The sequence below is a fragment of the Arthrobacter sp. EPSL27 genome, from assembly GCF_001512305.1.
Lineage (GTDB): Bacteria > Actinomycetota > Actinomycetes > Actinomycetales > Micrococcaceae > Arthrobacter.
Genome location: NZ_LNUT01000002.1, coordinates 1 through 22,407, shown reverse-complemented (window position 1 = coordinate 22,407; position 22,407 = coordinate 1). Strand labels below are relative to the sequence as shown.

20 protein-coding genes are annotated in these 22,407 nt (G+C 64.3%); 4 read left to right on the top strand and 16 right to left on the bottom strand.

Translation table 11 applies throughout. From position 1 onward, the window contains the following. From AR539_RS01300 to AR539_RS01260, 9 genes are read right to left on the bottom strand one after another with little or no spacing between them, the layout of a single operon-like run. The gene (locus AR539_RS01300) at positions 1-1,011 is read right to left on the bottom strand and encodes a 2-hydroxyacid dehydrogenase (protein ID WP_197410525.1); all 1,011 of its coding nucleotides are present in this window, start codon (positions 1,009-1,011) and stop codon (positions 1-3) included. Next, the gene (locus tag AR539_RS01295) at positions 1,004-1,702 is read right to left on the bottom strand and encodes an RraA family protein (protein WP_066431700.1); all 699 of its coding nucleotides are present in this window, start codon (positions 1,700-1,702) and stop codon (positions 1,004-1,006) included. The genes AR539_RS01300 and AR539_RS01295 overlap by 8 nt, the downstream gene beginning before the upstream one ends. A 4-nt stretch (positions 1,703-1,706) precedes the next feature. Next, positions 1,707-2,780 (bottom strand): Ldh family oxidoreductase, encoded by a 1,074-nt coding sequence (locus AR539_RS01290; protein WP_066431697.1) that lies wholly within the window; start codon positions 2,778-2,780, stop codon positions 1,707-1,709. Continuing rightward, positions 2,780-3,940 carry an iron-containing alcohol dehydrogenase gene (locus AR539_RS01285; protein WP_066431695.1) on the bottom strand — a complete coding sequence of 387 codons (1,161 nt, stop codon included), beginning with the start codon at positions 3,938-3,940 and terminating at the stop codon, positions 2,780-2,782. The genes AR539_RS01290 and AR539_RS01285 overlap by 1 nt, the downstream gene beginning before the upstream one ends. Before the next feature lie 46 nt (positions 3,941-3,986). After that, positions 3,987-5,453 carry an aldehyde dehydrogenase family protein gene (locus tag AR539_RS01280; protein WP_066431692.1) on the bottom strand — a complete coding sequence of 489 codons (1,467 nt, stop codon included), beginning with the start codon at positions 5,451-5,453 and terminating at the stop codon, positions 3,987-3,989. 50 nt (positions 5,454-5,503) lie between these two features. Further along, a complete protein-coding gene (locus AR539_RS01275; protein ID WP_066431690.1) occupies positions 5,504-6,781 on the bottom strand; it encodes a TRAP transporter large permease in 1,278 nt (425 codons plus the stop codon). After that, positions 6,778-7,398 (bottom strand): TRAP transporter small permease, encoded by a 621-nt coding sequence (locus AR539_RS01270; protein ID WP_066431687.1) that lies wholly within the window; start codon positions 7,396-7,398, stop codon positions 6,778-6,780. Before AR539_RS01270 ends, AR539_RS01275 begins: the two co-directional genes overlap by 4 nt. 33 nt (positions 7,399-7,431) lie before the next feature. After that, positions 7,432-8,457 (bottom strand): DctP family TRAP transporter solute-binding subunit, encoded by a 1,026-nt coding sequence (locus AR539_RS01265; protein WP_066431685.1) that lies wholly within the window; start codon positions 8,455-8,457, stop codon positions 7,432-7,434. A 35-nt stretch (positions 8,458-8,492) separates the two neighbouring features. Further along, on the bottom strand, positions 8,493-9,173 hold the full coding sequence (locus tag AR539_RS01260) for a GntR family transcriptional regulator (protein ID WP_066431682.1): 681 nt from the start codon (positions 9,171-9,173) through the stop codon (positions 8,493-8,495). Between the two features lie 313 nt (positions 9,174-9,486). Here AR539_RS01260 and AR539_RS01255 point away from each other — a divergent pair, with 313 nt between their 5' ends. The 4 genes from AR539_RS01255 to AR539_RS01240 all read left to right on the top strand — a co-directional run bounded on the left by AR539_RS01255 (position 9,487) and on the right by AR539_RS01240 (position 13,920). Continuing rightward, positions 9,487-10,308: a DeoR/GlpR family DNA-binding transcription regulator gene (locus AR539_RS01255; protein WP_066431679.1), complete on the top strand. Its 822-nt coding sequence runs from the start codon at positions 9,487-9,489 to the stop codon at positions 10,306-10,308. Positions 10,309-10,433: 125 nt separating this feature from the next. Then, entirely contained in the window at positions 10,434-11,474 is a 1,041-nt protein-coding gene (locus tag AR539_RS01250; protein ID WP_066431676.1) for a zinc-dependent alcohol dehydrogenase, read from the top strand. Between the two features lie 63 nt (positions 11,475-11,537). Next, on the top strand, positions 11,538-12,371 hold the full coding sequence (locus AR539_RS01245; protein WP_066431674.1) for a class I fructose-bisphosphate aldolase: 834 nt from the start codon (positions 11,538-11,540) through the stop codon (positions 12,369-12,371). A gap of 7 nt (positions 12,372-12,378) precedes the next feature. Next, a complete protein-coding gene (locus tag AR539_RS01240; protein ID WP_066431671.1) occupies positions 12,379-13,920 on the top strand; it encodes a xylulokinase in 1,542 nt (513 codons plus the stop codon). A 239-nt stretch (positions 13,921-14,159) separates the two neighbouring features. On the opposite strand, the gene AR539_RS01235 is transcribed toward AR539_RS01240, so the two are convergent. The 7 genes from AR539_RS01235 to AR539_RS01205 all read right to left on the bottom strand — a co-directional run bounded on the left by AR539_RS01235 (position 14,160) and on the right by AR539_RS01205 (position 22,370). Beyond that, positions 14,160-14,462 carry a DUF4193 domain-containing protein gene (locus AR539_RS01235; RefSeq protein WP_066431669.1) on the bottom strand — a complete coding sequence of 101 codons (303 nt, stop codon included), beginning with the start codon at positions 14,460-14,462 and terminating at the stop codon, positions 14,160-14,162. A gap of 190 nt (positions 14,463-14,652) precedes the next feature. Then, complete coding sequence (locus AR539_RS01230) at positions 14,653-15,714, bottom strand: PDDEXK nuclease domain-containing protein (RefSeq protein WP_066431667.1); 1,062 nt, start codon at positions 15,712-15,714, stop codon at positions 14,653-14,655. Between the two features lie 57 nt (positions 15,715-15,771). Continuing rightward, a complete protein-coding gene (locus AR539_RS01225; RefSeq protein ID WP_197410524.1) occupies positions 15,772-16,197 on the bottom strand; it encodes a DUF4913 domain-containing protein in 426 nt (141 codons plus the stop codon). Next, positions 16,194-17,963, bottom strand: a complete 1,770-nt coding sequence (locus tag AR539_RS01220) for a type IV secretory system conjugative DNA transfer family protein (protein ID WP_066431665.1) — start codon at positions 17,961-17,963, stop codon at positions 16,194-16,196. Before AR539_RS01220 ends, AR539_RS01225 begins: the two co-directional genes overlap by 4 nt. Further along, entirely contained in the window at positions 17,960-19,507 is a 1,548-nt protein-coding gene (locus AR539_RS01215; protein WP_066431663.1) for a helicase HerA domain-containing protein, read from the bottom strand. The genes AR539_RS01220 and AR539_RS01215 overlap by 4 nt, the downstream gene beginning before the upstream one ends. A gap of 54 nt (positions 19,508-19,561) precedes the next feature. Next, positions 19,562-21,070: an SCO6880 family protein gene (locus AR539_RS01210; RefSeq protein ID WP_066431654.1), complete on the bottom strand. Its 1,509-nt coding sequence runs from the start codon at positions 21,068-21,070 to the stop codon at positions 19,562-19,564. After that, complete coding sequence (locus tag AR539_RS01205; protein WP_066431651.1) at positions 21,057-22,370, bottom strand: hypothetical protein; 1,314 nt, start codon at positions 22,368-22,370, stop codon at positions 21,057-21,059. The genes AR539_RS01210 and AR539_RS01205 overlap by 14 nt, the downstream gene beginning before the upstream one ends. Positions 22,371-22,407: the final 37 nt, after the last annotated feature.

Here is a 22,407-nt window from a genome sequence, read left to right as displayed (position 1 = left end):
CTATCCGCGGGTGGGCAGCAAATCCGGCTTCAGCCCGGCGGGCAGGACCGGCGTCAAGGCAGCTTGCCCGGACAGCACTGCGGCCACGTTCCGCACTGCCAGTTCCCCCATGCTGTCGCGGGTGGCTGCTGCGGCGCTGCCGATGTGGGGCAGCAACACCACGTTTTCCAGGGAGCGGAGCCGGTTGTTGACCCGGGGTTCGAATTCGTGCACGTCCAGGCCTGCTCCGGCAAGGTGACCGGATTCCACCGCATCAGCCAGGGCTTCCTCGTCAACGAGGGGGCCGCGGGCGGTGTTGATCAGGTAGCTGCCGGCCTTCATGGCTGCTAGCTGTTGCGCTCCGATCAGGTGCCGGTTGGTGGCAGTCAGGGGGCAGTGCAGGCTGACGACGTCGCTGGTGCGCAGGAGGGTGTCAAGGTTGCAGGGCTGGACGCCGAGTTCGGCAGCCTCGGGCGTTGAGGCCCTGCTGCCGGTTGCGATGATGTTCATTCGGAACGCGTTGGCGCGGCGGGCGACTGCCATGCCCGTCCGGCCCAGCCCGACGATCCCGAGTGTTGCCCCTGCGCTGACATCCAGGCCGATGAAGCTCTGCGGTCCCCAGATCCACGGTCGTGCGGTCCGGATGAAGCGGTCGGCTTCCGCGACCCGCCGCACCGTGGCCAGAATCAGTGCGAAGGCAAGGTCCGCTGTGGCCTCATCCAGGACACCGGGAGTATTGGTCACGATAATGCCGCGGCGTGCGGCCGCTTCGACGTCGATGTTGTCGTAGCCGACGGCGACATTGGCAATGACTTTCAGTCCGGGTCCTGCCGCCTCCATCACCTTGTCGTCGATTTTTTCGGTGAGCATGGTGATGATCGCCGTTGCTCCGCGGCAGTCTTCCAGGAGCTGCTCACGGGCGGGTGGCAGGTCCGGGTCCGCGTGCACCGTCAGGGGTATGGGCAGCTCTCCTGCCTGCTGCATGACCTTTGGGGACATGGGGCGGGTGACGTAGACGTGGCCTTCAGGCACTGTAAGCCTCCTGCTCGACCTGGACGAGGGAGACGGCGCCTTCCACCCAGCTGCGATCCCATTCCCCGCGGGCTATCGCTTCACGCTGCTTGATCTCACTGGCCATGATGGATTCGGCCGAGGCAAGGACGGTTTCGATCCGGTTAGGGGAGACAAACACCACGCCGTCCCCGTCCCCGACAACCAGGTCGCCGTCGTGGACCACCGACCCGCCGATGGTGACGTCGCCGTGGATGGCGCCGGGGCCGCTCTTGTAAGGACCCATGTGTGACACTCCCCTGGAAAACACCGGAATGGGCCCGGCGGAGAGGTCATCGCGGTCCCGGATGGCACCGTCGACGACGATCCCCGCGACGCCGCGGGAAGCAGCGTAATAGGTCATGAGTTCTCCGAGGATGGCGTTGGTGACTTCACCGTGGGCGTCGATGACGAGGACGTCGCCGGGGCGGGCGAGTTCGAGGGCCTGGTGCACAGCGAGGTTGTCACCGGCGCGGGTCCGGACGGTCAGAGCCGTTCCGGCCATTGAACGGCCGCCGAGCGAGGACAGGCAGTTTCCCACGGGCGAGATGCCCACTGCTCCGGACACCCGCTCCTGGCTGTCCGACACAGTGGAGGTCTGGACCTGGCTGTATCGGGCCAGCACCTCGGCGGGAATCTGACCCGCCCGCGGGTAAAGACGGATGATGTTCATGGTGTCACTTCCTTGTGGCTGCGTCAGCCATTGCATGGTTCCCGCCGGCAAGGGGGTGGGAGTCTGGGGAGAGCTTTTCCAGTTCAGCAATGACGGCCTGCGGTACTGCGATGCCCTGTTCCCGGTTTCGGCGGGCGGCGCGTGCCTCAAGTTCACCCGGAATCAGCACTTCGCGGTTCTCCGATCCACTGTGCTTGATGGCCTCGAAGAGGTTCTCCATCCGCCGGCCGAACTGGGCCAGGGGCTGGAAGGAGCTGACATCGTGGAGGGTGAAGAAGGCCCCGACGCCCTGCGGCCGGTCCAGGTCGTCATAGAGGTCACCGATCTCGGGCCCGGAGTTGGCTCCGGTGAACATCGCGGCCATGACTTCGATCATGAGTGCGATGCCGTAGCCCTTGGCGCCGCCGAACGGCAGGACACTTCCGGCCAGGGCTGCTTCCGGGTCAGTCGTGGGCTCGCCGTTGACGTCCACGGCCCAGCCTTCAGGAATCTGTTCTCCCACCTGGTTGGCGAGGATGATCTTTCCGCGCGCGACCACGCTGGTGGCCATGTCCAGGATCATGGGTTCCCTGCTGCCGGCCGGGACACCGAAGGTGTAGGGGTTGGTGCCGAGGAAGCGCTCGCGCCCGCCCCAGGTGGACATCGTGGCCGGGGCGTTGCCGTAGAGGAAGATGGCGGCGTTTGACGCCACTGCCTTCTTGGCGAAATAGGCCCCGGAGCCGTAGTGGTTGGAGTTATGGACCGCCACGGAGACGGTGCCAGCCGAGGGAAGGCGCTTTTTGGCCAGTTCCAGGCTGCGCTCCATCACCACCTGCCCCATCCCGTTGTCACCGTCAATGACGAGTGCGCCGCCCTTTTCCTTGACGACCCGCACCCTGGGCCGGGTGTTGACCAGCCCCAGCTGCAGGCGCTTGACGTAGATGGGGATCCGGCTGACGCCGTGGGAATCCACGCCGCGTAGGTTGGCGTCCACCAGTGATTCGGCCACGAGCCGGGCGTCCTCCTCTGGTAGTCCTGCTGCGGAGAGGATGCCGGCGGAGTAGTTCTGGAGCCGCTGGGAAGGAATGTTTACGTTCATTACAGGCACTTCCTCATGATGTTCACGAGGTCGGCGGCTGTGGCCGGGCGGGGGTTGACCACGATGTTGCCCGATTCCATGCTTTCGGCCGCGAGTTGCTCAAGGTCTGATTCCTGGACTCCGTAGGCTGCCAGACTGGTCGGCGCACCGATGTCGCTGATGAGTTGAGCCACTGCGTCCACGCCGGCATGGGCAGCTTCACGGAGGGTGAAAGAGCGCGTGTCGACGCCGAAGATGGCGGCGATCCGGGCAAACTTCTCAAGGTTGGCGTTGACGTTGAAGCGCATGACCTCGGGCAGGAGGATGGAGATCACGTCTCCGTGCGGAATCTTTGCCTTGGCGCCCAGCGGCATCGCCATGGCGTGCGCCAGGCCGAGCCGGGTCGGCGCGAAAGCGCACGCGGCCATAGTGGAGGCCAGGAGCATGTCAGAGCGGGCCTGGAGGTCCGCGCCGTTGAACACCGCCGTGCGCAGGGAACGCGAAATGAGTTCCATGGACTTTTCCGACAGGGCCTCGGAGATGGGCTGGGTGGCCTTGTTAACGTAGGACTCAAGGGCGTGCGTCAGGGCATCCAGGCCGGTGCCTACGGTGAGGCGGGCCGGAAGGCTGACCGACAGGGACGGGTCACAGAAGGCCACCGTGGCGGTCATGTTGCGCCCGCCGACACCGTATTTGATGTTCAGGGCCTTCTCCGAGATGACGGACCATACTGCGCACTCGCTGCCGGTGCCTGCGGTGGTGGGGATGGCGATCACGGGCAGGCCCTGGCTGCTTGGGACTTCGAGACCTGCGTAGTCGCGGATGTGGCCGGCGTTCTTCGCCATCAGGGCGATGGATTTGCCGGTGTCCAGCGCGCTGCCGCCGCCGACGGCGACGATGATGTCACGGCCTTCGTCGTTGCAGAGCTGCGCGCCTGCAGTTACGCCCTCAGCCTCCGGTTCCGGTTCGACGTCGGTAAAGGTGACGACGTCGAAATTGGAGGCGGTGAGGATGCTGGCGACCCGGCCGACAACGCCCGCAGCTACCAGGCCCCGGTCCGAGACGAGCAGGACACGCTTCCCGCCCAGGCGGGTGACCTCCTCGGCCAGGGTGTCGACGAGCCCGATGCCGAATTCGATCCGCGTGGGCAGTTCGAATGAAAAATGCTGGTGGTAATTCACGATTCCTTCTTCTTTGAAAGTTTGTGGGAGCGGTCCGGGTTGGCTCTTACTGGCCGTACACCTGGTAGACCACCTTGCGGGTGGTGAAGAACTCCCGGGAGGTGTCCCCGATGCCGAAGGCGCCCTGGCCGGACTGGGCTACGCCGCCGAACGGCAGGTGTCCTTCGCTGGTGGTGCCGTGGTTGATGTGGACCATGCCGCTGCGGGCTTCGGTGACGAAGCGGTGTGCCAGGTCCATGTCCTCCGTGAACACCGCCGCCGTGAGCCCGTACTGCGTTTCGTTGGTAACGGCGATGGCCTCGTCGAAATCCTCTACTGGGATGATGGCCAGGACCGGTCCGAAGACCTCCTCGGTGGCCAGCGCGGTGCCGGGCTTGACGTCGGTGACCACTGTCGCCGGGTAGTAGTTGCCTTCGCCGAGGTTCTCGTCCTTCAGCGGCTGGCCACCGACGAGCACCTTGGCCCCGTCCTGGATGGCCTGTTCCACGTACCGGTGGACCTGCTCGAACTGGCTGGTGTTCACCAGGGGGCCCATCTTGGTTTTCTCATCCAGGCCGTAGCCCACCGTGAAGGTTGCCGCCTGCTTGGTGAGCGCCTCTTCGAGCGGGGCCTGGAGGTCCTTCGTGACGATCACGCGGCTGACCGCCGTGCAGCGCTGGCCGGCTGCCGTGAAGGCTGCGGCGGCGATTTCCGCGGCGGCGCGGTCGACATCGGAAATTGAGGAGACGACCGCTGCGTTCTTGCCGCCCATTTCCAGCTGGGTCCGTGCGTTGCGGCGGGCCGCGGCAGCGGCGATGCCGAGCCCGACGTCGGTGGAGCCGGTGAAGGTGATTCCGGCGATGTCCGGGCTGTTGACCAGCGTGTCCCCGACCTCGCGTCCCGTTCCAATCAGCAGGTTGAAGACGCCGGCGGGAACACCGATCTCGTCGAGGAGTTCGGCAATGATAGCGGAGGCCCCGGGGCTCTGGAGCGCCGGCTTGAGGATTACCGGACAGCCGCAGACCAGCGCCGGGATGACCTTCCGGATCGGGGTGAGAATTGGGAAATTCCATGGGGTGATGGCAGCGACCGGCCCGATAGGCTGGCGGATGGAGTAGGCGTCGGTGTTCTTGCGGACGCTGGTGAACGTCTTGTCACCGCCGCGCAAGGCCTCCCCCGCCCAGAACCGCATCTCGAAGACGGCCCGGGCCGTTTCACCCAACGATTCGGTAATCGCCTTGCCCATCTCCTGGGTGGCAATTTCTGCCATCTCCCGCTGCCGGGACGGCCATTTCTCCAGCAGGGCGTAGACAAGGTCCATGCGTTCGCTGGCGGTGGTGGCTGCCCAGGCGGGCGCCGCCTCGCGGGCCGAGGTGATGGCCTTTTGGACGTCCGCCGGCGTGGCCAGCTGGTAGCTGGCCACAGTCACTCCGGCGCGGCCGGGATCCATGGTCTCGTAGAGTGCCGCGTCCGGGGAAGCCGTCCACGCACCGGCGATGTAGCTGCTGACTGTTTTCCTGATGGGCGAAGACATGAGGAATCCTGATTCTGTGATTAGTGGGAAAGTAAAGTGAGGAAGCAGAGTTATTTGTTGGTCAGGAAATCGGCCGGCCAAAGAATGAGCTGGGGGAAGATGGCCAGCATGACGACAGCGACCACCATTACCGCGTAATGCGGCGTTGCTGCTTTCACAATCTTCTCGATAGGCAGCCCGCTAACGTACGAGGTGGCGAACAGCGAAACTCCTACCGGTGGGGTAACCAGGCCGACAGAGAGCGCAGCAACGAGATAGACCACGAAGTGGATGGGATCAATCCCAGCCGCCGTAGCCGCAGGCATCAGCACCGGCGAGCAAAGCAGGATGGCGGCAACAATGTCCATTACCGTGCCGATGATGATCAGGATCAGACCGATCAGCAGCATCACGACGATGGGGTCGGTGCTGACGCCGAGGAGCCAGCTGCTGACCTTGGCTGGCAGCCCGTCAATGGTGAAGATATAGGAGGCCACGTTGGCGATCATGGCGATCAGGAGGATCGTTCCGGTGGTGAGGCCGGCGTCGATGATCATCTTCGGCATCTGGTGCCACTTCATGTCCCGGTAGACATAGATGCCTATCAGCAGGCTGTAGAAGACGGCGACGGCTGCAGCTTCTGTGGGCGTAAAAAGCCCGCTGAACATGCCCACCAGGATAACCACCGGGCCACCCAGTGCCGGAACGCCGGCGAGGACGACAGCGATGCCCTTCTTGAACGTCGTCTTCGAGATCTCGCCATAGCCTCGCCGCGCCGAGAGGATGAAGTTCAGGACCATGAGGACGATGATCAGAACCGCTGAAGGACCCAGTCCGCCGGCGAGGGCGGCGCCAACGGATACGCTCGCTGTCGATGCGGCGATGATAATGAGGATGCTCGGCGGCATCAGGGATGACAGGGTGGACGTCACCATGGTCATCGCGGCCGCGTAGGGGCGCGGGTACTTGTGGTCCGTCATGGCCTTGATTTCGATCTTGCCGAGGCTAACGACGTCTGCCACGGAAGAGCCGGAGATGCCGCCGAAGATAGCACTCGCCGCAATATTCACCTGGCCAAGGCCTCCGCGGAAGCGGCCGAAGATGGCTTCCGCGCCACGGAAAATGCGGTCCGAGATGCCTCCCCCGGCCATGACGTTGCCGGCCAGCACAAACAGCGGAACTGCGACCAGGAGGAAGCTGTTCATCGAACTCATCATGGACTGCGGCAGCAAGTCGAGGGGGATGTCGAAGATCAGCAGCGTGGCGATGACGCCGATCCCCAAGGACACCGCGAGCGGAACGCCCAGCAGCAGGAGCAGAATAAAGATGCCCAGCAGAGTCAGGCTCACGCGATCATCTCTCCTTCGAGAATTTTCTTACGCATGTACGGGGAGAAGTAGACAGTCTTAATGTGCGCGAGAATGGCCAGCGCGGCGCTGACCACGAGGGGCAGCGTCACCAGGAACATTTTCAGGCCAAGGGCGGGGCTGGACTCCCCGCTGGCGAGTTGCTGCACCATCAGTTCCCAGGTCTTGATGACCAGGACGCTGAAGAACACCGTCCCGCAGAGGGCGTAGAGGTGGGTGCTAACCTGCTTGAGCCACGCCGGCCCCCACGCCAGCGCGAAGCTGACGCGGGGGTGGGCGGCTGCCCGGAAGCCTGCGGCCATGCCCAGGAAGGTGGTGTCCATGAACAGGAAGCGAGTCAGTTCCTCGGTCCACGGCAGCGAAGCTCCCATCTGGCGGGTCACCACTTGGGCAGCCACGGTGAGGAGCATGGCGGTGATCCCGATGAAGAGGAAGGCATCAACGATCTTCCAGATGATTTCCCGTGGCTCCGGCATATCACCCGCCGGAACCACTTTGACGACATGTTCGGACCCTTGGTGTTCAGCCGATTCCTGGTCGCCGTGATCTTCAGCCCTACCGGACTCAGCCTGGACGGGGGTGGTTCCCTTATCCTGCATTGAACTTGTCTCCTGCACTGGGCTCGTCACGTTTTACCGGCTGAGGAACTTGAGGCTTGACTCAACAAATTCCTTGCCGACCTTGCCTTCGAGCTCCGGGTAGACCTTCTGCGCTGCCTCCTGGAACTTCGCCTTGGCTTCCGGCGTCAGTTCGTTGATTTTCACGCCTTCGGCCGTCAGCTTCTCGAGGGTCTTGGCGGCTTCATCGTTGTCGTACTTGGTCTTGAAGCCAGCCGTCTCGTCTGCAGCTTCCTGCAGGACCTTACGGGTTTCCTCGTTGAAGGAGTCCCACTTCTTCTTGCTGAACCCGAGGACGTAGCCGTCGGAGATATGGCCCGTCAGGGAGAGGTAGTCCTGGACTTCAAAGAACTTGTTGTTGACCGGCACTTCCAGTGGGTTTTCCTGTCCATGAATGGTGCCGAGCTGCAGGGCCGTGTACACCTCCTTGAAGTCCATCGGCGTGGGGTTGGCGCCCAAGGAGCCGAAGAACTTCACCCACAGGTCGTTCTGTGGAACGCGGAGCTTCAGGTCCTTGAAGTCCTCCGGCTGCGTGATGGGGCGGACCGAGTTGGTGGTGTGGCGGGGAGTGCGGGTCAGCATTGCGACGCCCTTGATTCCCTGCTTTTCCAGGGATCCCAGAAGTTCCTGTCCAGGCTCGCCCTTCAAATACTTGGTGACCTCGTCCACGTCCTTGAAGAGATAGGGAAGGCTAATGGCGTTCATCTTCGGCTCGAAGGATGCGTAGACCGACGTCGAGATGATGGTGGAGTCCAGCGTGCCATTTCCCAGCAGGTTTACGGCGGCATTCTGGTCGCCTCCGAAGAGGGTGCCGTCAGGGTAAGTCTCAACTTTGACCTTGCCGCCGCTGAGTTCGGACACCTTTTCGGCGAAGTGCTTCGCGGTCACGCCCACGGAGGAGGCTGCGGGGTCACCCACACCGAGACGGATGGTTGTGGCGGACGCTCCTCCGGCGCCGGCTGTCCCTCCGCAGCCCGTGAGTGCGGCGGTGACGGCAAGTGTGGCGGCCGCAGCTGCGGCGGCCAGGATGCGCTTGGGCATCTGATTCTCCTTTGAATTCTTGCTGGCTTCCTGCCCTAGAGGGACAGGGGGACGGATGCTTTGATGGCTGCGGTGAGCGCCTCTTTAGCGGTACTGATGTGCTCGAGAAGCGCCGTCTTGGCCGCTCCCTCGTCGCGCTTGCCCAGGGCCTCGCATACCTGACGGTGTTCACGAAGGCTGTCTTCCCGCCGCGAGTCGTCCTGGTAAGAGACAAAGCGCTTACAACGGGCGAGTTGACGGTCCACCACGTAATAGGCCCGGGTCAGCTGCGAGTTCTCTGTTGCCTTGATGATCAACTGGTGAAATTCATCGTCACGGACCAGATATCGCTCCACGTCGCCTTGGGACATTGGGATAGCAAAATCGTCGAACATGGAAGAGACCTTTGAAAGCGCGCCGTCCTCCCATTTGACAATCCGCCCCAGCCCGGCCGGCTCAAGCAGGGCCCGCAGCTCGTAGAGCTCCAGGACGTCCTGGAGCCTGATCTGGGTTACTGCCCAGCCGGTCCGCTGCCCCCGCTCCACGAGCCCTGACGATTCGAGAAGGTGGAGAGTGTCCCGGACGGGCGTCCTTGACACTCCAAACTGCTGCGCAAGCTCACGGTCGCTGAGGGCCGTGCCGGGGGGCAAGGAGCACTCCACGATCGCGGTTTCCAGCTCCCGGTACATGTGGGAACTCAGCTTGCGCTCTGGGATTGGCATCATCATTGACTCCATGGCTTCGAGTATGCGGTATACCGTATTTCGAATACAAGAGGTTTTTGAGATCCACTTCACATTTCTCATGCTGGGCCCACTAGTAGTTGAGCGAATCTCTCATGTTTACCTCCTTGAAACTCCGTACTGCAGGTGAGCGATTCAGTAGTTCCGAGACGCCTCAGATGATTAGACCGCTCACGACTCGCCGCGGTCAAGAGGTTTGTAGAAGTTTTGAAGCAATTAATGAGCAAACCGCGCACTCATCCACAATGATCGGTTGACGCAAACTGGTGAGCGATGTAATCATTGAAGCACTTCCAACAAAGGGGTCATGATGATTGAGAAAGCTGGCAGCGCCGGACAGCGCCGCGACCTGATCCTGGAGCAGATCAGAAGCAATGGCGGGAGCATCCAGGTAGAAGACCTCAGCCGGCACTTTGGGGTCTCTGTCGCAACCGTCCGGCGTGACCTCGATTATCTGAGTCAGAACGGGCTTATCACCCGTACATACGGAGGCGCGGTCATCGGGAACCTGCGTGCAGAACAGACCCTGCGGGAACGGGAGGTCACTCATGCTCCCGCCAAGGACGCCATCGCCCGGGCGGCGGCGGAACTCGTACAGCCGGGAGCCACCGTATTGCTCGATGCCGGAACGACGACGGGCCAGCTGAGCCGCTATCTCGCCAGGATCCCGGGCCTAACGGTCCTAACCAATGGGCTGAACGCGCTGAACGTCTTTGCTGAAGCTGATACAGACATCCACGCCATAGCGCTGGGCGGTTCGCTCCGGCCCACCAATCAGTCCACCATCGGACCGATCGCAGAATCTGTCGTTCGCAGCGTCCATGCCGATATAGCCTTCATTGGCACGGACTGCCTGGACGCCCACCGGGGAATGTCCTCCCGAACGCTCGAGCAGAACAGCCTAAAAACCCTGATGGCCCTGCACTCACGACGGACAGTAGTCCTGGCTGACTCATCCAAGCTCAACGCGGACTGGTCAACCTACTGGGCTCCTCTGCCGGACCGCTGCACCATTATCACGGATGACGCGGCCGGCCGGGACGCGCTCAGGCCGTTTGAAAAAGCAAGAAACTTTGACCTTTCCGTGGTGGAACTGGAAGCCACCGACGAGGACGCTAAGGCCAGCTGAGCCCACAGGCAACTGAGGCAACAGTGTGAACCGAACTACCAACCCGTAAGTACAGGCAACTCTTAGACACAGGCACGCCGAGGGGTGACTTGTTGCGCCCTCCCATAGAACTGAAAGGCCGTTTTGTGAAGCAAGCAATCCTTTCCGCCCCGATGCAGATGGACATCGTTGATGTACCAATACCCGCCCTTGAGCCAGGGGACTGCCTGCTGCGGGTTGAGTCAGCCCTTGTATGCGGCACAGACATCCGCATCTACGAAGGAACCAAGAAGAAGAACGTCAGCTACCCGACGGTGATGGGCCATGAGTTCTCGGGCACCATCACCGAAAGCAACGGGGACCTGCCAGACGGCCTGGCCATCGGGGACCTCGTCGCCGTGTACCCACTGGTGCCCTGCGGCGAGTGCGTCGCTTGTACACGAGGCAAGGCGAACATCTGCAGGAACCGTATCGCCTTCGGTTACCAGCTTCCGGGCGGTTTCGGGGAGTACGTCCGCATCCCGGCAGCGGCCCTGCAGAACTTGGTCAAGGTCAATGGCGTGGAACCGAACAGCGCCGCGGTCATCGAGCCGATGTCCTGCGCCTACAACGGGCTCAAACTTATTGACGCGCACAACGCCAAGGCCTTGCTGGTCACCGGATGCGGCCCTCTGGGCCTTATGCACATCCGGCTCGCCAAAGCCATCGGCGTGGAGCAGATTGTTGCCGTTGACCCCTCGGAAGAGAGGCTCCTGGTGGCGGCCGCTTCCGGCGCCCAGTTGACCCTGACGCCCGGAGACGGCGTTGTCTCCGCAATCCGGGATTTCACCGGCGATGCCGGGGTGGACGCCATGGTGGTCGCGGTGGGCAGGGCCGACGCTTTCGAGCCCTACCTCGGCGCACTGGCCCCCGGTGCGAAGGTTAATCTCTTCGCAGGCTTCCCAACGGGCAATGACACACTCCAGGTGTCGGCGAACGAGGTGCACTACAACGAATACTCCCTCGTCGGCAGTTCCTCCTGCCACTTGTCAGATTTCCAATACGTCGCATCACTCGTTGCCGACGGCACCCTGAAGGTTGATGATCTCGTGACCACCACGCTCAGCATCGATGACACCGTCGGCGCCCTTGAAGCAGCAAAGGCGGGCCGCGACCTGAGGGTCGGCGTTTCCGCTCGAGTCAGCTGAACAAGCTCGCTCTCAGTCCGACCCCACACCCCGCAACCGTTTAGTCCAAGAGGAGAACCCAAGATGTCCTTCGAAAACACCGCTTTCAACCCCATCGGCGTCACCAGCGCACTGGGACGTGCCATCCGTCTGCGCCGTCTCTTCGGAACCACTGGAAAAGCCCTCGTGGTCGCCCTGGATCAGGCAGTCCCCCGGGGTGTTTCCCCCCAGCTTGCCCGGATCGAGGACACCTACCGCGCGGTCAAGGCAGGACACCCCAACGCCATCACCGTCACACGGGGCATCGGCGCCGCCCTGCTCGGCCATGACGCCGAGCCGCTGCCGTGGATCCTTAAGGCCTCCTCGTTCTCAGTGGACTTCCACCCGACCCTGGACGCCACAATCGGCAGCGTGGACGACGCCGTCCGACTAGGCGCAGACGCCGTCGCCGTCGGCATCAGCGCCGGTTCCTCCGTCCAGCCGCAGATGCTGGAAATGCTGGCCGCAACAGTGGAACGTGCAGCCGAAGTGGGCATGCCGACCGTCTGCCACGCCTACCCCAGCGGGGAACTCTGGGGTGACCGCAAAGGCAGCGCCGAATCTGTGCTCTACGCGGCCCGCGCAGCAGCGGAACTCGGTGTCGACGTCGTCAAAACCTGGTACACGGGCTCCACTGAAAGCTTTGCCGAGGTTGTGGCCGGAACCCCGGCCCTGGTCATGGTTGCCGGCGGCGCCAAGGCCGACACCGACTTGGAGGTCCTCGAGATGGCGGAGAAGGTCATGCAGGCAGGCGCGGCCGGCCTCACCTTCGGCCGCAACGTCTGGGGCGCAGAGGATCCGGCCAAGATGATCACAGCCCTGCGCGCGATCGTGCACGAGGGCGTCTCAGCCTCCGTGGCCGCAAAGCACCTGTCCTAACGGGACCATGACCAGGCACTTCATCGGCATCGACGTCGGTACGACCGCCACGAAGGCGGTCGTACTGACCGATTCGGGCGTCCCGCTGCGCCGGGTCCGTGCTCCCCACATCGTGGGGCTGCCGCTGGAGTCCGGCCGTGTGGACCCCGTTTCCTGGTGGGGCAGCGTTCAGGAGGCGTGCCGAGCGCTGGACGCGGCGCACCTTGAGCTCGCAGGCATAGGCATATCGGTTCATTCTCCGGTTGGAGTGCCGCTGGACGGAATAGGCCGCCACCTCAGCGCCGGGTACCGCTTCGAGGCGCCCGGCCTGCCCGGGATCGTCCAGACGATCCGGTCCAAGCTGTCCCCGGCAGAGGCGGAGTTGCTCGGAAACAGGGTGACCCCGGCCACCTTCATGGCTGCCGCGTATCTGCTGCTGCAGGACCAGGAGCCGGTGGCAGCCCAAGACCTCCATGTTCTTGGGTCGGTCGGCACCTACATCGGGCACCGCCTGACAGGCAACTTCGCCATGGACCCCACGCAGGCTTCCTACTTCGGCGCGTTCGACGTAGTCGGTGCCTGGACGTGGCAGGAAGGACTGGCCAAGCGCATCGGAATTCCCGCCAAGGTTCTGCCCCCTGTCCAGGCCTCGCTGTCTACCCTCGGCAGACTGACGGATCAGGCCGCAGAGGCGCTGTGCCTGCAGTCCGGGGTTCCGGTGGTCGTTGGAGCAGGGGACACGGCCTGCGCCGCCTTCGCCGCTGGCATCGACCAGGGCAAGACCCGCCTCTTCACCCTCGGCACCACCCACGTCATCACCGACCATGACACGGCGCCCACAAAGGACGGCCTCCATCTGCAGCGTGCCTATATCCGGCCGAACCAGTGGCTGCGGCATGGAGTCTGCAATGGCGGTCTCGCCCTGGCTGTCGCCGCTCGAACGCTAGGCTACGGAACGGGAAGCGATGCCGTTCCCAACATGGTGAACCGGGCCATGGAAGCTGGACCCGAAACCATCGCCCGGGCGCCCTTTTTCATACCGCACGTGCGCGCCGAACGGGGCCCCTTCTGGATGGACACCCCGCAGGCAGGATTCTTGGGCCTGAACGCTGATACGGACGAAGTGGCAGCAGCCTGGGCGGCTGTCGAAGGCGTCCTTTTTGCCGACAAGCTGATCTTGGAAAGTTTTCCCCAGGATTCAGCAAAGCAAATCCTCCTGGCCGGTGATGTGAGCGATGGTGAGGCCTTCATTCAGCTCGCCGCAGACATGTTCAGCGCCCCGATCCAGGTGAGCGCAGAATCGCACCTTCCAGCCGTCGGGGCAGCGCTGCTGGCAGCCGAGGGCACCGGCTCTCCTCTGCGCCCGGATCAGAGTCTGCAGCATATTGCCCCGCGGCCAGGCCTTGTACGCGTGATTCAGGTCCGTCGGGAAGGCTTCATCGCGGCCAGAATGAACTACCTCAGAGAAACCGGCAGGCATGAACGTAGCGGTGGCATTGCGGGGCAGGAAGCGGACGTATCAAAGGCAGAATCGGAGTCACTCGGCACCCTGACGGCTCTTGCTGTCTAACGGCTTCTGCAGCACCTAAGTGCGGTACCGAAACTGCGTCGCCGGGGAAAGCCGGGGTCGGACTGGGGTACACCTCAACCTGACGTCAGGCACGCCTCCGAATGGCTGTCAGATTAGGGTCCAAGCCGCCGTTTCCAGACACAGACTTGAGAAGGTCATAGATTTCAATCTGACAATTTCGGAGGGAGACTTCGACGGCAGGTGAGCGAGAGGCATCTCAGGGTGTGCGCGGCACTGCCTTATCCCTCGCACTCGATGCAGTAGGAGTGACCGTTCTTTTCACGTGCGAGCTGGGACTGGTGCCGGACCAGGAAGCAGGAGTTGCAGGTGAACTCATCCGCGGCCTGCGGGATGACCTGGACGATGAGTTCCTCGGCGACGAACTCGCCGCCGGGTGTCATCGCCTCATCCAGTGCGTCGGCTTCGTCCAGCTCGCGGACGACCCTGCGGGGATCCGGGGCGTTGGCAGACTGCAGTGCCTCCAGGGAGCGGTCCTGGGATTCCTTGACGTCGGAACGTACTTCGTCGTAATCGGTTGCCACTAAGGCGCTTCTCTTTTCTGGTGTTCTTGACTGACGGGACTGCAACATACACCAAGCCCCTGATATTCCCCTGTCACGGGGACGGGCCGGTCGCGGCGGAAAGCCAGACCAACCTCCACGGTTCCTGGCCAGAAACCAGGACGGATTTCTGCCCGGAACACGGCCGGCTGTGCGCTACCGGAGCGGCGGCTTAGGCATCTCCCGCTGGTGTTTCGGTATTCGCGTCGGGTTCGGCCCATTCCAGCGCGGCGACGATGTGTCCTTCATCGGGGAGTGCCTGTTGTTCGGCCGGGGGGAGTTTGTCGTAGGTGTAGGCGGCGACGGCCATGGGCGAGGTGGAGCGTCCGAGGCTGTACCGGACGCTTCGGTCGTTCTTGCTGCCGCAGATGAGGATTCCGATGGTCTCGTTGTGGTGCCCGCGTCGGAGCACGTCGTCGACGAGGGCGACGTAGAAGTTGAGTTTGCCGGCGTATTCGGGCTGGAACTTGCCGGTCTTGAGTTCGATGACGACGTAGCGGGATTGTTCGATGTGGAAGAAGAGAAGATCCACGTAGAAGTCGTCGCCGTCGACGTCGAAGTGGACCTGCCGGCCGACGAAAGAGAATCCGGGGCCGAGTTCGCGGAGCGTCTCGGTGATCCTGCTGGTCAGAGCGTTCTCGAGGTCGCGTTCGGCGACTTCCCCGGAGAGACCAAGGAACTCGAAGTTGTAGGGATCCTTGGCAACCTGCTGGGCCAGCTCTGAATCTGGTGCAACAAGCTGTTGCACAAAGTTCGAGGGCGCTGCTCCGGTGCGTTCCAGAGTTTTGCTCATGATCATGTTCATGAGGACGTTCCGGGACCAGCCGTACTCCACGGCGGCGGAGGCATACCAAGAACGCTGTTCCGGGGTTTCAACCTTGTCCAGTAGCACGGTGACGTGGCCCCAAGGCAATTGTGCAACAGGCTGTTGCACAATTAGATCCGGCCAGGCGGCCGCGAACCCGCGCATGTAGAACAGGTTGCGCCGGGACAATCCCTTCATCTCCGGGAATTCTGCCCGCAGGTCATCCGCCAGCCTGCCGATTACTCCGCTCCCCCAGTCCTCCACGTCCTGGCGTTCGAGGATCGTCCGGCCGATGGACCAATACAGCTCGATCAATTGGGTGTTGACGGTCCGCAGTGCCGTGGTGCGTGCAGCCCTGACCCGGTCCTTGAGCTCGCCGAGGAGAGTGGTGTAGCCGGTGGGGAGGGCGAGGTCGCGCGGTTCGGTCATGCGTTCCATCCTAAAGAGCTTCCCGGAAGGGTTTTGTGTGGTGGCCGCTGGTGGTCTCTAGCCGAAGATGCCGGTCTCCGGTTCCGTGTGCGGGAGCGCTGCGAGGCCCGCGGCGCGTGCAGGTTTATGGCCGTCGTAGGCGCATTTCTTGAAGGGCCCTTCTTTGTCCATGAGGACGCGCATGTGCGGGTCGGCGTGGTTCAGCCACCAGGTGCTGACGCCGAGGGCGGGTTCCAGCCGGAGGTGTTCCCAGGCGCGCCAGATGGCCTCCATCCTGATCAGGGCTTCGGGGTGTTTGTACCATTCGGCGCACCACACGAAGGCCGCGCCCTCGTTGACCTCCCGCACGTAGGACTGGGCCAGGAGATCTGCGAAGAACTCCACGGCGCTGGAGTACACCAGCTTCGGTTCATGCTCGTCATGACTGTGACCACTTGTGGACTGAACCTCGTCGTGGAAGGCGTCCCCGAACTCCTCACTCACAGCCGGTGACCGTCTATCCAGGGGTTGCCCGCAGGGACGGCTGCGGGCTCGCGAACGACTTTCTCCGGAGTGGCGAGGGAGTCTTTGACCTTCTGGGCGTGGGGGCCGTTCATCCAGGGGATGGTTTCGATCATGGTGGCCGGGGCGCCGGAGGCGAGCAGGATGGCCCGGAACCGGGGCAGCGCCGTCAGGTCGGCGACGGAGAGGATTTCGTCTTTGCTTTCCTGCCGGGAGGAGGAGGACCCGTGTTTGCTGTGGCTGCGGGAGACGTTGATGTAGCTGTATTGGCCGATGAGGCGGGAGAGTTCATCGAGGTAGGCGACTTCGGAGACGCCGCCGCCGTAGATTTTCACGTTCGACGCGGACCAGAGTTTCCGCATGCCTTCCAGGGACCAGACTTCCACGCCCTGGGACCAGGACTGCAGGATGGTCATGAGGATGATCCCGCGGGAGCCGTAGTGGCTGTACTGGTCGGGAAGGGCCTTCCAGCGGCAGACGTTCGCGGCCTCGTCGAGGATCCCGAGCAGCGGGATGGCGAGCCGGCCGCCGGGCTGGGAGGTGGCGTACTTTTCGGCTGCTTCCACGACGGCGACGGTCAGGGCGGTAACGAGGGGGCCGGCTGTGCCGACGCCTTCGCGGGAGAGGCTGTAGAGCGTTCCTTTGCCGCGCACGAAGTCTTCGGGGACGAACTGCGGCCGCGGGTCGGTGTCCACTGTCGTGTCGCGCAGGGGCGTGACCCATTGGCTGACCTCTCGGTCGGTCAGGCAGGAAACCATTTGCCGGGCGGTGCCGTAGACGCCGGCCCGCTGCTTTTCCGGTTCGCGGATGTGGCCCATCACCATGTCCGAGAGCAGGTCATAGCCGGCGGCCCGCAGCAGTTCTGCGGGGGCCTCATCGTGCGGGCGGGTCAGCCAGGTGTAGACCTGTGTCACCGGGGCGGAGTCGAGGGAGGCGGCGAGCAGGAAGGCTTTGAGCAGGTTCTGCCCGGCCGGGTCGAAGTACGCGTCCGGTTTGGTCCCGGGTTCCCGGGAGCCGTTGGCGAAGTGCTGGGCCAGGTTCCCGGCCGTCGCTTCGTTCTTCACGTAGGACAGCGGATTCCACCACCAGGTGGGGTCCTCTTCGGCGACGGCCTGCGGATCGAAGACCCACACAGCGCCGGCCTCAGCCCGGATCGGGCGGGTCACGTCCACGATGTCACGCTTGTTCGAGGTGGCGATCACCGCGCCGGGTGCATCCAGAATTGCCGGGACGGCGTAGGAGGTGGTCTTCATCGTGCGGGGACCGGCGATGAGGATCAGCATGTCCTCCCAGGAGGCCCACAGCGGGCGCTTCCCGGCAACGCTGCGGCCAAGCCGCACCCCGGTGGAGTTCTCCACGCCAAGACGCACGGCCGTGGCCGTAGCCCCCTTGGTGCCCAGGTGATCAAGGTCTTTCCCGCGGCCCATGTGGACGGCGGCCTTATCCACCCGGGTGCGCTTATGCGCCGAACGGGCGCGGACCACCACCACGGTCACTGTCAGGGCAACCAATATTCCGAGGAGCACGCAGGTGACGATGGTGGACTGCACAGGCCAAGGCACCCGGCCCTTGACCAGGCCGGCCACCAGATCAATCGGGTGGGCCGGAGGCGAGGCAATCCCGGCCGTCGACGATCCGAGATGTGCCGAGACCCAGGCCCCGCCCCCAATGACGACAGCTGCTCCGATGGCCAGCCAGATCCCCAGCCCGTCCCCGAGCCCGGTACCCTTCCGATTCGGAGCACTCATGCTGCACCCTCTTCCTGGACCGGAGCGGTGGCTTCGGCCAGGGATTCTGCCGGAGCGTGCCAGCGCTTGTTGGTGTCATTCAGGGAGGCCTCGATCGTGGTGAGGCCGATCTGGACGGGGATGCCGGGGCGGCCGCCGACCTTGATCAGGAACTTCCCGCGCCCGGGAGGTTCGACGTCGCCGCCGCGGGAGTCCCAGGCCGGCGGATCCTGCCACCCGATGAGCTTCTGCTGTTCCTGCCGCGAGAGCGGGATCGCGGCGGCCAGCAGCGGCATCTCCGAGGCCGGGAGTCCGCCGCAGATGACCATGCCGGAGCGTTCAACGAAGCCGCGGGCCTTCATCCGGTCCTCTTCTGCCGGGAGCGCCAGAAGGTCGGACATGGTGTGGGAAATCATGACCTGCCCGACGCCCACGGAACGGTTGAGACGGGTCAGGGCATCCACCCGATCCACCATGCCCTTGCCGGCGCGCAGTGCCCGCCAGAGCTCGTCCAGGACCACGAAGTAGTTCCGCCGCGGTTCCAACCCGGCGTCGGCGAGGGCATTGGCGACATTGACCGTGCCGAAACCGTAGGACCAGCACGCCAGCAGCACAGCGGCCTGCAGGTCCGTTTCGGTCTCGTCAATGCTGGAGACATCGAAGACCACGGCCCGGTCACGCCGCATCGGGTTCGTGGTGTGCCGGGAGAAGATCTCCCCGAGCTTCCCTCCCCCGGTCAGACCGAGCAGGGTCGCCTCCAGCGCCCGGGTCTCCTGCAGATAGACCGTCATGTCCCCGCGATCCAGCGCGACCTGGCGCAGCTCGCCCGGGGCGGCGATGATGACCTCGAGCAGGTCTTTCAGGACCGGAACACCGTCGAAGGAGTCATCGAGGACGCGCAGGGCACGGTCCAAAATGGTCTGTTCCTGATCCGTGGGCGGGCTGTTCCGGCTGATCGTGATGAGGGAAACGACCATGTTCAGGCGCCGGCCGTGGGCATCGGCCCGGACCCGGACGGCCGCTTCGTGGTGACCGCGCTCCTCGAGGAGCTGGGCGACCTCAATGGCCTGCCCCGGATCGAGGATGTTCAGGTAGCCCCGTCCGCGACCGAGTTCGATGACCTGCCCGCCAATGGCCCTAATGGCGTCCACGTGTTCGCCCTTCAGGTCCCCGAGCACCAGCGGGTGGACACCCTGGCCGGACAGGCCCAGCATCATGCGGCGCACGAGCGTGGACTTGCCCAGACCCGGCTTGCCGAGGACGAACGCGGAGGGATTGGAAATCAGGTGGGCGCGCTGAAACCAGCTGATCGGATCACAGCAAACCGTGGCCTGGGTTTCCTCGTGCCGGCCCAGCGGGACACCGACCATGGGCGAGGACGTGCCTGAGCTGAATGGCCACAGCCCACAGACCTGCACCGTGGTCCCACGGTATTCACGCACCGCAGGGACCAGGGCCGCAGCCCCTCCCCCGCGCCCGCCCCAGCCACGGGACCCGGGAACCCGCCCGCGGACCCTGGAATACCTCGGCCCGACCTGCGTACCGCCTGCCCGGAATGCAGTCATTACTGTCTTTGCTGTCTTTACTGTCATTTTGCCCAGCGGCAGCAAGTGTCCCATTTAGAGGGCCTCCCGAATCTCGGTGGGCAGCAGGATGTGCCTGGGCAGGACCAGCCCGAGCGGCAGGGACGCGGCGAACGCGGTGTCCTGAGAACCGTAGGCACGGCGCAACAACACCCGGGCGGTGCCGGAGGTCTGCTCCACGGCCGCGACCGCATCGGGGAGCCGGGCGGGGTCGGTGACGGTGGCGGTGACGACCATGCCGAAGTTCACCAGACCGGCACCTTGGGCTTCTTCCTGAGCAGTTTGCGCGGCGGAGCGGGCATCGACCAAGGCGCGGGCCGACGGACGGCCTCCGGAGCTGATGCGGACGTTCGCGTTGTTCTGATCCCGCTCGACGACGGCGGCGGCCCGGGCCGAATCCATCGGACGGTAGAGCAGGGAAACGCGCTTGCGGTCGATGTCCCCGTGCGGGGCCAGCAGCCGGGAAAGGACCGAGGAATTTACCGACCCGCGCGGGGCGCCGGTCATGGTCCAGGAGGCAGAGAACGCCCCGTCGTGCCGGTAGTCATCCCAGCCCGCCTGCGTCGCAGAGGGTCCGGCTTCGCCCCAGGTGAGGGCGACCGGGGATCCGGCGGCGTGGGCTTCATCAATGATCAAGGCCGCGGGCGGGTCGTAGGCGATCCGGACGACCTCGCAGAGTTCCTGCGCCGACATCGGCCGGGCGATGCCGGCGCCGGTGGCCTGCAGCCGGGCACCGAGCCCGGGGATGCGGGATGCCAGGTCCCGGGCGACGTCTTCGGGTTCGCGCCTCCGGGAACCGGTGCGCAGCGCGGCGGTAAAGGTCAGGGACACCCAGGCCCGGACGGTGGCCGAGCCTTCCGGGTACGTGCGGACAACCTCGCGGAGGATTGCCTTCGCGGCCTCCGGGGCGTCGGGGTGGATGTTGATTTCAACTTCGTTGCGCAGCCGGTAACCGGAGTCCGGTGCGGTCTCCACGGTCACGGCCGCGGCCTCCAGCCCGGCTTCATCCCCGAGGCCGGCGATCCAGCCGCCCCAGTTAGCGACCCACGCGTCAACCTGTTCCGGATCCACCAGGGAAGCCCCGTCCGGTTCGGTGGAGAAGACCACAGTGAAGTGGTTCGTGGTGGGGACGTGAAGCATGGCGAACGGGCGGTTGTAGGAGTCGTTGAACTCGTACAGCCGGGACTTCGCGGCCAGGCCCGGAAGCTGGAACACCCCCCACCCGGTGACCCCGAGCGGGCCGGAACGGTAAAGGTTGGTCCCGCCGGAACGGGCGAGACGAAAATTCATCCGCGTCGCGAACCGGTCCACGACAGACTGACCATGCTTGTCCTTGAGCGTCAGCAGCAGCACCAGCAAACCCGCGACGACCAGAACGCTCAGGCCCGGCAGCAGGCCAAGAAACGCGAAGGTGATGATGCCGGCCAGCAGACCGGTCATGACAATGCCGGTGCCGATCGCGCCCAGGCTTCCCAGCCCTGCGGAGCGTGGAACGCGCCAGTTGCCGTAGGACGGTTCCTTGTATTCGGTATTACTTGCTGCCACTGGGGCCCTCCACTGTTCCTGATTGGCCGGTTGAATCCTGCGCGGTTTGTTGTGCGACCGACGCGGCTTTTGACGCTGCTTGTGCTCCTGCGGCGACGGCGATTCCGGCCGGGCCCGCGGCTTTCGCCGCTCCCGACGCAGCGCCTGCACCGGCGGAACCTGCGCCGTCTCCTGCGACTGAGCTGGAGGTGCCTGCCCCGGCGGTGGTGGCGCTTCCGGTGGTGCCTTTGCCGGGCGCCCCGCCGGGGCCCGTTGAGCCAGGGGTGGGTTTGCCGTTGCCGCCGTTACTGCCGCCGCCGGCCTTGCTGCCCTGTGCGCTGGCGCCCGCCTGGCCGGGCTGGCTGCCCGGTATTGGGGACGCGTTGCCGCGTCCACTCCCCGGGCGGCCCATCGACACGGCACCGGTAGCCATGGCCCCCACCGCCGCTCCTGCTCCCCCGCCGGAACCGGAAGCGACAGCTCCCACCATCGGGGTGACGAAGCGCATCAATGCCGGCAGCGCCAGCAGCGCAACAATCATGAGCGCGAAACCGGTAATGGATCCCAGCAGGACATTGCCGCCCGAGGACCCCATGAGCTTGAACGCCACGGCGTAGACGATGGCCGCGGCAGGCTTATAAAGAATGAAAGCGATGGTCCAGCCGACGGCCTTCTGGAACCACTGCCGTCCCATCTCGGTGTTGGTAAACGCAGCCGTGGTCGGCAGGATGCCGGCGAGGATAACAAGCATTCCGCCACGAACGATCATGAGGACGATCTGCACCAGCGAGGCGAGCAAACCCACCAGGCCCAGGATGATCAGGATGAAGACCCCGACCCCGGTCTGGTTCGTCATCACCAGGATGGCCATCGCGTGGGCGAAGCCCTTGCCGTCGGTTGCCCGGTCAATGATCGAGGCCGAGAACGCATCGGCAGCGATGACCAGAATGGAAATCACGGCCAGTCCGAGGCCGGTCACCAGCGTGAGGGTCAGCAGGGACCGGAGCAGGTCTTTCAACGGCGCTCCGCGCTGCTCCCAGATCATCCGGGTGCCCCCAAGGATGACCGACAGAACTGCCAAAGCCAGTGTCCAGTAGCCCAGTTCGGAGTTGACGAACCCGACCACTGGACTGGGTGTGAGCCCGTCCTGGGATGCGAGGTTGGCCGTGGGCATGGACACCCAGAAAGTGGAGAGCGTCGTCACCATCTGGCTCATGCCCTCCATGATCGACTTCGCCAAATTGCCAATGGCGTCGTCGAGCATCCCGGAAACCGCATTGCCGCCCTGACAGATGACATCCAGGGGAACGCACTCGGCCATGTCAGACCCCGGCCCATGCGATGAAGCCGCTCATGTC

What these genes read in the sequence shown, in the direction of transcription:
- AR539_RS01245 (WP_066431674.1), top strand. Translation starts at nt 11,538, where the DNA reads ATGTCCTTCGAAAACACCGCTTTCAACCCCATCGGCGTCACCAGCGCA.
- AR539_RS01290 (WP_066431697.1), bottom strand. Translation starts at nt 2,780, where the DNA reads ATGAACGTAAACATTCCTTCCCAGCGGCTCCAGAACTACTCCGCCGGC.
- AR539_RS01240 (WP_066431671.1), top strand. Translation starts at nt 12,379, where the DNA reads ATGACCAGGCACTTCATCGGCATCGACGTCGGTACGACCGCCACGAAG.
- AR539_RS01280 (WP_066431692.1), bottom strand. Translation starts at nt 5,453, where the DNA reads ATGTCTTCGCCCATCAGGAAAACAGTCAGCAGCTACATCGCCGGTGCG.
- AR539_RS01205 (WP_066431651.1), bottom strand. Translation starts at nt 22,370, where the DNA reads ATGGCCGAGTGCGTTCCCCTGGATGTCATCTGTCAGGGCGGCAATGCG.
- AR539_RS01215 (WP_066431663.1), bottom strand. Translation starts at nt 19,507, where the DNA reads ATGACTGCATTCCGGGCAGGCGGTACGCAGGTCGGGCCGAGGTATTCC.
- AR539_RS01230 (WP_066431667.1), bottom strand. Translation starts at nt 15,714, where the DNA reads ATGACCGAACCGCGCGACCTCGCCCTCCCCACCGGCTACACCACTCTC.
- AR539_RS01295 (WP_066431700.1), bottom strand. Translation starts at nt 1,702, where the DNA reads ATGAACATCATCCGTCTTTACCCGCGGGCGGGTCAGATTCCCGCCGAG.
- AR539_RS01270 (WP_066431687.1), bottom strand. Translation starts at nt 7,398, where the DNA reads ATGCAGGATAAGGGAACCACCCCCGTCCAGGCTGAGTCCGGTAGGGCT.
- AR539_RS01220 (WP_066431665.1), bottom strand. Translation starts at nt 17,963, where the DNA reads ATGAGTGCTCCGAATCGGAAGGGTACCGGGCTCGGGGACGGGCTGGGG.
- AR539_RS01255 (WP_066431679.1), top strand. Translation starts at nt 9,487, where the DNA reads ATGATGATTGAGAAAGCTGGCAGCGCCGGACAGCGCCGCGACCTGATC.
- AR539_RS01265 (WP_066431685.1), bottom strand. Translation starts at nt 8,457, where the DNA reads ATGCCCAAGCGCATCCTGGCCGCCGCAGCTGCGGCCGCCACACTTGCC.
- AR539_RS01260 (WP_066431682.1), bottom strand. Translation starts at nt 9,173, where the DNA reads ATGGAGTCAATGATGATGCCAATCCCAGAGCGCAAGCTGAGTTCCCAC.